The organism is Jatrophihabitans sp. (assembly GCF_051960575.1).
Lineage (GTDB): Bacteria > Actinomycetota > Actinomycetes > Mycobacteriales > Jatrophihabitantaceae > JBQCEE01.
Genome location: NZ_JBQCEE010000172.1, coordinates 1 through 8,468, shown reverse-complemented (window position 1 = coordinate 8,468; position 8,468 = coordinate 1). Strand labels below are relative to the sequence as shown.

Here is an 8,468-nt window from a genome sequence, read left to right as displayed (position 1 = left end):
GTGGGTGTCTACCTCGACCTCGCGCGGATGGCGAGGGCCGGGGGGGCGGACTCGGCGGCGGCGGCGGCGGGTTTGTTCGAGCTGGGGGGGCGGCGGGGTGTGGCCGCCGGCGAGCTGCGCGGCACGTTCGGCGCCGACCCGATCGGGCTGCGCGCCCGGACCGGTGCGGCGGCCGACCTCGGGCTGTTGCTCGCCCTGGGCGAGCAGGCGCGCGAGGCCGTCGACCTGCGGCTCGCCACGGTCGACGCGACGGTCTACCACGCGGCCGGCGCGAGCGACGCCGACGAGATCGCCATCGCCACCGCGGTCGGCGTTGCGTACCTGCGCGCGCTCGTCGACGGCGGCTGGAGCGTCGACGACGCCCTCGCCCGCCTCGAGTTCCGCTTCGCCGTCACGGCCGACCAGTTCGCGTCCATCGCCAAGCTGCGCGCGGCCCGACGGGTGTGGGACCGCGTCGCCGAACTGTCCGGTGCCGCGGACGACCGCCGCGGCCAGTGGCAGCACGCGGTCACCTCGGCCGCGATGCTGACGCAGCGCGACCCGTGGGTGAACCTGCTGCGCACGACCATCGCGTGCTTCGCCGGTGCCGTCGGCGGGGCGGACGCGATCACGGTGCTGCCGTTCGACAGCGCGCTCGGCATCCCCGACGACTTCGGCCGCCGCATCGCCCGCAACACGCAGTCGGTGCTGCACGACGAGTCGTCGCTCGCGCGGGTGCTCGACCCCGCCGGCGGGTCGTGGTTCGTCGAGTCGTTCACCGAGTCGCTCGCGCAGGCGGCCTGGCAGCGCTTCACCGCGATCGAGGCGGCGGGCGGCGCGCTCGCCGCGCTCGACTCGGGCCACCTGTCCGAGCTGATCGCCGCGACCCGTGCGAAGCGCGCCGACGACATCGCCCACCGCCGCGCGCCGATCACCGGCGTGAGCGAGTACGCCTTCGTGGCCGAGGCGCCCGTCGTGCGCGAACCGTTGCCGGCGATGGTCGAGGAGGGTCCGCTGCCGGGTGTGCGGTGGGCGGCCGAGTTCGAGGCGCTGCGCGACCGGACGGACGCTGCCGCGGTGCGTCCGACGGTGTATCTGGCGACGCTCGGTCCGCTCGCGGCGCACAGCGCACGCGCCGGCTTCGCCGCCAACCTGTTCCAGGCAGCGGGCATCGAGTGCGTCACGGGGCCGGCGGACGCGTACGACGGTGCAACGCCTGTTGTGTGCCTGTGCTCGTCGGACAAGGTCTATGCCGACGAGGCCGCGGCGGCGGCCGAAGCCCTGCACGCCGCCGGCGCCGGCTTCGTCTGGCTCGCCGGCAAGGGTGACCACGCCGGTGTCGACGGAACCCTCTACGCCGGTTGCGACGCACTCGCCGTGCTGCAACAGACGTTGAGCCTGTTGGAGGTCTCGTGAGCATCCCCGACTTCTCGTCCGCCGAGCTCGGTGACTCGGTCGCAGCAGGCGGTCGCCACACCGACGCGGCCGCGTGGGAGACGCCCGAGGGCATCACCGTGCCGCCGCTCTCCACGGCGGCCGACCTCGACGGTCTCGACTTCCTCGCCACCTACCCGGGCAAGGCGCCGTTCCTGCGCGGGCCGTACCCGACGATGTACGTCAACCAGCCGTGGACGATCCGCCAGTACGCCGGCTTCTCCACCGCCGCCGAGTCGAACGCCTTCTACCGGCGCAACCTGGCGAACGGCCAGAAGGGCCTGTCCATCGCGTTCGACCTGCCCACCCACCGCGGTTACGACAGCGACAACCCGCGCGTGATCGGCGACGTCGGCATGGCCGGTGTCGCGATCGACTCGATCTACGACATGCGGCAGCTCTTCGACGGCATCCCGCTCGACCGCATGTCGGTGTCGATGACGATGAACGGCGCGGTGCTGCCCGTCCTGGCGCTCTACGTCGTCGCGGCCGAGGAGCAGGGGGTGACGCCGGAGCAGCTCACGGGGACCATCCAGAACGACATCCTCAAGGAATTCATGGTCCGCAACACCTACATCTACCCGCCGTCGCCGAGCATGCGGATCATCAGCGACATCTTCGAGTACACCTCGCAGCGCATGCCGAAGTTCAACTCGATCTCGATCTCCGGCTACCACATCCAGGAGGCCGGGGCGACGGCCGACCTCGAGCTCGCCTACACGCTGGCCGACGGCGTCGAGTACATCCGCGCGGGCCTCGCCGCCGGTCTCGACATCGACGCGTTCGCGCCGCGGCTGTCGTTCTTCTGGGCGATCGGCATGAACTTCTTCATGGAGGTCGCGAAGCTGCGCGCGGGCCGGCTGCTCTGGGCGAAGCTGGTGAAGCAGTTCGCGCCGAAGAGCGACAAGTCGCTGTCGCTGCGCACGCACTCGCAGACGTCCGGTTGGTCGCTGACCGCGCAGGACGTCTTCAACAACGTGATCCGCACGTGCATCGAGGCGATGGCCGCGACGCAGGGGCACACCCAGTCGCTGCACACGAACGCACTGGACGAGGCGTTGGCCCTGCCCACCGACTTCTCGGCGCGCATCGCCCGCAACACGCAGCTGGTGTTGCAGCAGGAGTCGGGCACGACGCGCGTCATCGACCCGTGGGGCGGCTCGGCCTACGTCGAGCGGCTCACCTACGACCTCGCCCGCCGCGCGTGGGGCCACATCCAGGAGGTCGAGGCCGCCGGCGGCATGGCGAGGGCGATCGACGCCGGCCTGCCGAAGATGCGCATCGAGGAGGCCGCGGCCCGGACGCAGGCCCGCATCGACTCCGGTCGCCAGCCGGTGATCGGCGTGAACAAGTACCGCCTCGAGCAGGAGGACATGCTCGACGTCCTCAAGATCGACAACACGGCGGTGCGGCGCGAGCAGACCGAGACGCTGCAGCGGCTGCGCGAGGAGCGCGACCCCGGTGACGTCGAGCGGGCGCTGACCGCGCTGACGAACGCGGCCGCCGACAAGCGTCCGGGGCTCGAGGCGAACCTGCTCGCGCTCGCCATCGACGCGGCCCGCGCGAAGGCCACGGTCGGCGAGATCAGCGACGCCCTCGAGAAGGTCTACGGACGCCATCAGGCCACCATCCGCACGATCTCGGGCGTCTACCGCGAGGAGGCGGGGTCGGTGTCGAACATCGACGAGGTGCGGCAGCTGACGCAGCAGTTCGAGGACGACCACGGCCGCCGCCCGCGCATCCTCGTCGCCAAGATGGGCCAGGACGGCCACGACCGCGGGCAGAAGGTGATCGCCACGGCCTTCGCCGACCTCGGCTTCGACGTCGACGTCGGCCCGCTGTTCCAGACGCCGACGGAGGTGGCGCGGCAGGCGATCGAGGCCGACGTGCACATCGTCGGCGTCAACTCGCTCGCCGCGGGGCACCTGACCCTGGTGCCGGCGCTGAAGGAGGAGCTGGCCGCCCAGGGGCGTCCGGACATCCTCATCGTCGTCGGTGGGGTCATCCCGCCGCAGGACTTCGACGCCCTCCGCGAGGCCGGCGCCGCCGCGATCTTCCCGCCGGGCACGGTGATCGCCGAGGCCGCGAAGGACCTGCTCGCGACCCTGGACAAGGCCCTTGCCTGACCTGGAATGCCGCTTGTCCCCAGCCCCAGTCGTCCCGGGCGTCCGGAAATGACTGCGGCGGGGGACAAGATGGCTTCTGCGCTGGTCGAGGGGGTGCTCGCGGGACAGCGGGCCGCGGTGGCGCGGGCGATCACCCTCGTCGAGAGCAAGCGCACCGACCACCGCGAGCAGGCTCAACAGCTGTTGCGTGACCTGCTGCCGCACACCGGGAAGTCCGTGCGCATCGGCATCTCCGGCGTGCCCGGGGTCGGCAAGTCGACGTTCATCGACCAGTTCGGCGTCAACCTGATCGCCGAGGGGCACCGGGTCGCGGTACTCGCCGTCGACCCGAGTTCGGGCCGCACGGGCGGGTCGATCCTCGGCGACAAGACCCGCATGGCCCGCCTCGCCGTCGAGCAGCACGCGTTCGTCCGACCGTCACCGTCGGCCGGCACGCTCGGCGGCGTCGCGAAGGCGACCCGCGAGACGATGCTGGTGATGGAGGCGGCGGGCTACGACGTCGTGCTCATCGAGACGGTGGGCGTCGGGCAGAGCGAGTACGTCGTCGCCGACATGGTCGACACGTTCCTGTTCCTCACGCTGGCCCGCACCGGCGACTCGCTGCAGGGCATGAAGCGGGGCATCCTCGAGCTCGCCGACGTGATCGCGGTGAACAAGGCCGACGAGCAGCACGAGGACGAGTCGCGGCGCGCCGCGCGCGAGCTGTCCGGCGCGCTGCGGCTGCTGCGCGGCGAGGCCGACAACTGGCAGGCGCCGGTGATCACCTGCAGCGGCCTCAACAACATCAACCTGGACGAGGTGTGGCGCCAGATCGGCCGCCACCGCACCTGGTGGGACACCCACGGCGGCCTCGACGCCAAGCGCCGCGAACAACTCGTCGACTGGACGCGGGCGATGGTGCGCGACCGCCTGCTCGCCCGCCTCGACACTCCCGAGGTGCGCGCCGTGGTCCGCGCGGCCGAGGCCGACGTGCGGGCCGGCGAGCAGACGCCCGACCAGGCCGCCACCCGCATCCTCGACGCCCTCTGAACGACACCCCTGGCGGGGCGAGCTCAGGAGCGGTAGCCGAGCTGGCGCCAGGCCTCGTAGGCCGCCACGGCGGCGGCGTTCGAGAGGTTGAGCGAGCGGCGGCCGGGCAGCATCGGGATGCGGACGAGACCCGTGATGTGCGGGTCGGCCAGCACCTCGTCGGACAGGCCGGTGGGTTCGGGGCCGAAGACCAGCACGTCCTCGTCGCGGTAGGCGATCCGCGCGAACTCGGTCGTCGCCCGTGCCGTGAACGCGAACGCGCGCCGGCCGGGCAACGCGGCCCAGAGGGCGTCCAGGTCGGGGTGCACGGTGACGACCGCGAGGTCGTGGTAGTCGAGGCCGGCGCGCCGCAGTTGCGCGTCCGCGAAGCTGAACCCGAGCGGCTCGACGAGGTGCAGGTGGGCCCCGGTGCAGGCGACCATCCGGATCGCGTTGCCGGTGTTCGCGGGGATGCACGGCGTCAGGAAGACGATGTGGAGCACCCGGTCAGGGTGTCATGTCAGGCGGCGCACGCCGGGGCGCCGGGCACGACGGCACGCACCACCAGCGTCAGGGTGTGCGCGCCGACGCGCCAGCGTGCGCCGGGATCGTGCAGGGCCGCGAGGTAGGCCCTCGTCGCCGCTTGGCCTGCGAGCATGACGCACCGCCCCACCGCCGGCAGGGGGCCGGTCCACGCCGGTGCGCGGCCGCTGTCGTCGCCCCACTGCACGCGCAGCACGCTGACGCGGTCGACCGGGTACGGCTCGGGCGCACGCTGCGCGGCCGTGCCGATGTCGTGCACCAGCGCGGTCAGCGCCCGACGTGCGGCGAGCTGCGCGCCGGTCAGGCCGCGGTCGAGGCCGAGCGCGTAGACGTCGACCTCGCGCGGCGGTGCGGCGTCTGCACGGAAACTGATCAGGGTGCGCCCGACGTCGGCGACCGTCGGCATGCCGAGGTCGGGCCTGCCGACGAAGATTCCCGAGCGTTCGGCCGCGTCGATCCAGCGCTGCACCTGTGCGCGACCCACCTGCGTGCGGGTCACCCGCCACGCGGCGCCGGCGGACACGGGTGCCGCCGCGAGCACGGTGCCGTCGCCGTAGACGGTCCATCTCGCCTGCTGCTCGAAGTAGTTCTCCGGTGGGCCGATGAAACCGCAGCACTCGGTGATGCGGAAGACGACGCGATCCGTCGGCACTGCAGGCGGCGCGGAACTGCGCGGCGACACCACGGCGGTCGGCGCGGACGAGCAGGCGGCGAGCGTCGCGCCGAGCAGCACGACGGCGAGCGGACGCAGGAGCCTCATGCCCCGCTGGACGCGATGGGCGCGGCGCAACGGTCCGTCCGGCCGACGGCCGGACGGGACGAGGTCAGCGGGTGGCGGTCCGACGCTCCGCCGCGGCCTGCACGTACAGCACGGCCACGACGAGGCTCGCGCTCACGGAGATGAGCGAGCCCTTCACGCGTTCGGTCAGCGAAGTGACGATCATCTGTCGCTCCTGGGGTCGGAGCGGCTTCCGCCTGGGGTAGAGACGGTCGGCCGCGTTCGTCACTGTCCTTCCCGGGTGCGCGACCGGTCTCACCCGGTGTGACGCAGGCCGTGACCGCGCGCCACAGGTGCGGTCACTAGGCTGGACGCCGGTGTGCCGGGAAGTCTGGTCGGCGGTGGCCACGGCCATGCCCCGACCGCGACCCGAGGAGCCCCGTGCACGACCTCGTCCCCTACGCCGTCACGCTGCTGCTGCTCTCGGCAGCGCTGCTCGCGGCCATCGCGTCGCAGCGGCTCGCCGGGCTGCTGCGGGTGCCGGCACCGGCGCTCTTCCTGGTGGCCGCGGCGGTCGCGTCCGACATCGCCCCGCGGCTCGGCGGCCTGTCGATCACGATCGACCAGCGCATCGTCACGGTCGCGCTCGTGCTCATCCTCTTCGACGGCGGCATGCACATCGGGGTCGACCGCATCCGCGGCAGCATCGGCGGCATCGTGTGGATCGGCGTCGCCGGCACACTGGTGACGGCCGGCGGGCTCGCGCTGCTGGCGCACACGCTGTTCGACTTCCCGTGGCGCGCGGCGCTGCTGCTCGGCACCGCGCTGGCGCCGACCGATCCCGCGGTCGTCTTCTCGGTGCTGGGCCGGCGCGAGATCTCCGGCCGCAGCGGCACCCTGCTCGAGGGCGAGTCCGGCGCCAACGATCCGGTGGGCATCGCGCTGATGGTGAGCCTGCTCGTCGCGTCCGGCTCGGGCTGGTCGGCCGTCGGGCACGGCATCGGCGAGTTCGCGCTGCAACTGGTGCTCGGCGGCGTCGTCGGGGTCGTCGGCGGCTGGCTGCTGCTGCAGGTGATGCGCCGCGTCGCGCTGCCGAGCGAGGCGCTCTACCCCGTGCAGACGATCGCCTTCGCGCTCGCGCTCTACGGGGCCGCGGCGTCGCTCGACGGCTCCGGCTTCCTCGCGGTCTTCGTCGCCGGCATCCTGGTCGGCGACGAGCGCGCCCCCTACCAGCGCGAGATCGAGCGGTTCGCCGGGGCGGCCGCCGGGCTGGCCGAGATCGTCGCGTTCGTCGTGCTCGGCCTGTCGATCCACCTCGGGTCGCTGTGGCACGTCGACCGGCTCGACGCCGGTCTCGGCCTCGCCGTGCTGCTCGCTCTCGTGGTGCGGCCGGTGCTCGTCGGCCTCGTGACCCTGCCCATCCGCATGGCGCGCGGCGAGCGCGTCTTCGTCCTCTGGGCCGGGCTCAAGGGCGCCGTGCCGATCCTGCTCGGCACCTACGTGCTCGCCGAGGGCGTCACCGACGCGCAGCGCATCTACGACGTGATCTTCGTGGTGGTGCTGGTCAACGTGGTGGTGCAGGGCGGCCTCGTGCCGCTCGTCGCGCGGTGGGGCAGGGTGCCGATGCGGGTGGTCGAACCCGAGCCGTGGGCCCTGGGCCTGCGCTTCCAGGACGAGCCGCAGGGCCTGCAGCGCTACCGCGTGGCGGTCGGGTCGCCGGCCGACGGTGCCACGGTCGCCGAGCTGCCCGTGGGCGAGGAGTTCTGGATCTCGCTCATCAACCGCGGGGGACGGCTCGTGCAGGTGCGGGGCGAGACGCGGCTGGCCGCCGGCGACGAGGTGCTCGCGCTGACGACGGACCCCGACACCGCCGGCCGGATCTTCGCCGAGTCGCGCGCACTCGGCACCGAGGGCTGAACGTCGTGGGGTTGACCCCGCGCACCGACGCGCGTACGTTCACCGCTGTCCACTTGTACAAGCAAGATCTTGTAAAGGAGCAGCGATGTCCATCTCGACCGACACCCATACCGACGACTACACCGCCGTGCTGCAGCTGCCCGTGCCGCCGCAGCGCGCGGCCGAGCTCTTCGCCTCACCCGAGGGCGTCAGCGCCTGGTGGGGCCCGGCGACGGGGGACGCCGAGGTCGGCGGCACCCTCGCCGTCGCCTTCGGCAAGTACGGGGTGAACGCGGTGCGGGTGCTGCAGCGCGATCTCGAACGGGTGGTGTGGCAGTCGATCGACCTCGCCGACGGGCGCGGCACCCAGCACACCGCCGAGTGGGCGGGCACCACCATCGAGTTCGACCTGTCGCCGACGGCCGAGGGCACCGAGCTGCGCTTCCGGCACCGCGGTCTCACGCCGACGCTCGTGTGCTGGGACGACTGCTTCGCCGGCTGGACGCACTTCCTGGCCAGCATCGACACGTGGGCCCGCACCGGGGTGGGCACGCCGTTCGGGTCCTGACAGGCTGAGGCCATGACGGCGACGGACGAGCGGGTGCCCGCAGCGCCGGACGCGGTGCTGCGGGCGCTCGCCGACCCGCACCGGCGCGAGATCCTGCGGCTCGTGCGGCACGACGAGCTGCCGGCCGGCCACATCGCCGCCCGGGTCACCCTGTCCCAGCAGGCGGTCAGCCAGCATCTCGGCGTGCTCAAGCAGG

At 72.8% G+C, this 8,468-nt stretch carries 8 protein-coding genes; 6 read left to right on the top strand and 2 right to left on the bottom strand.

The genetic code is table 11. The features are described from left to right. The 3 genes from ACTHMS_RS09930 to meaB form a co-directional block, all read left to right on the top strand. The coding region (locus ACTHMS_RS09930) for a methylmalonyl-CoA mutase family protein (protein WP_440306500.1) at positions 1-1,395 on the top strand (1,395 nt) is incomplete at its 5' end. Continuing rightward, entirely contained in the window at positions 1,392-3,539 is a 2,148-nt protein-coding gene (gene scpA / locus ACTHMS_RS09925; RefSeq protein ID WP_440306499.1) for a methylmalonyl-CoA mutase, read from the top strand. The genes ACTHMS_RS09930 and scpA, both read left to right, overlap by 4 nt. Before the next feature lie 69 nt (positions 3,540-3,608). Beyond that, positions 3,609-4,568 (top strand): methylmalonyl Co-A mutase-associated GTPase MeaB, encoded by a 960-nt coding sequence (gene meaB / locus ACTHMS_RS09920; protein WP_440306498.1) that lies wholly within the window; start codon positions 3,609-3,611, stop codon positions 4,566-4,568. A gap of 23 nt (positions 4,569-4,591) precedes the next feature. On the opposite strand, the gene ACTHMS_RS09915 is transcribed toward meaB, so the two are convergent. Both ACTHMS_RS09915 and ACTHMS_RS09910 read right to left on the bottom strand, forming a co-directional pair. Further along, on the bottom strand, positions 4,592-5,050 hold the full coding sequence (locus ACTHMS_RS09915) for a tRNA (cytidine(34)-2'-O)-methyltransferase (protein WP_440306497.1): 459 nt from the start codon (positions 5,048-5,050) through the stop codon (positions 4,592-4,594). A gap of 17 nt (positions 5,051-5,067) precedes the next feature. After that, positions 5,068-5,850 (bottom strand): hypothetical protein, encoded by a 783-nt coding sequence (locus tag ACTHMS_RS09910; protein ID WP_440306496.1) that lies wholly within the window; start codon positions 5,848-5,850, stop codon positions 5,068-5,070. 399 nt (positions 5,851-6,249) lie between these two features. Between ACTHMS_RS09910 and ACTHMS_RS09905 the strand changes: the two genes are divergently transcribed. From ACTHMS_RS09905 to ACTHMS_RS09895, 3 genes are all read left to right on the top strand, one after another. After that, positions 6,250-7,725, top strand: a complete 1,476-nt coding sequence (locus ACTHMS_RS09905; RefSeq protein WP_440306495.1) for a cation:proton antiporter domain-containing protein — start codon at positions 6,250-6,252, stop codon at positions 7,723-7,725. A gap of 85 nt (positions 7,726-7,810) precedes the next feature. Further along, on the top strand, positions 7,811-8,272 hold the full coding sequence (locus ACTHMS_RS09900) for an SRPBCC family protein (protein WP_440306494.1): 462 nt from the start codon (positions 7,811-7,813) through the stop codon (positions 8,270-8,272). Between the two features lie 12 nt (positions 8,273-8,284). Then, positions 8,285-8,468 (top strand): helix-turn-helix domain-containing protein (locus ACTHMS_RS09895; protein ID WP_440306493.1); only part of this gene is annotated, 184 nt, incomplete at its 3' end.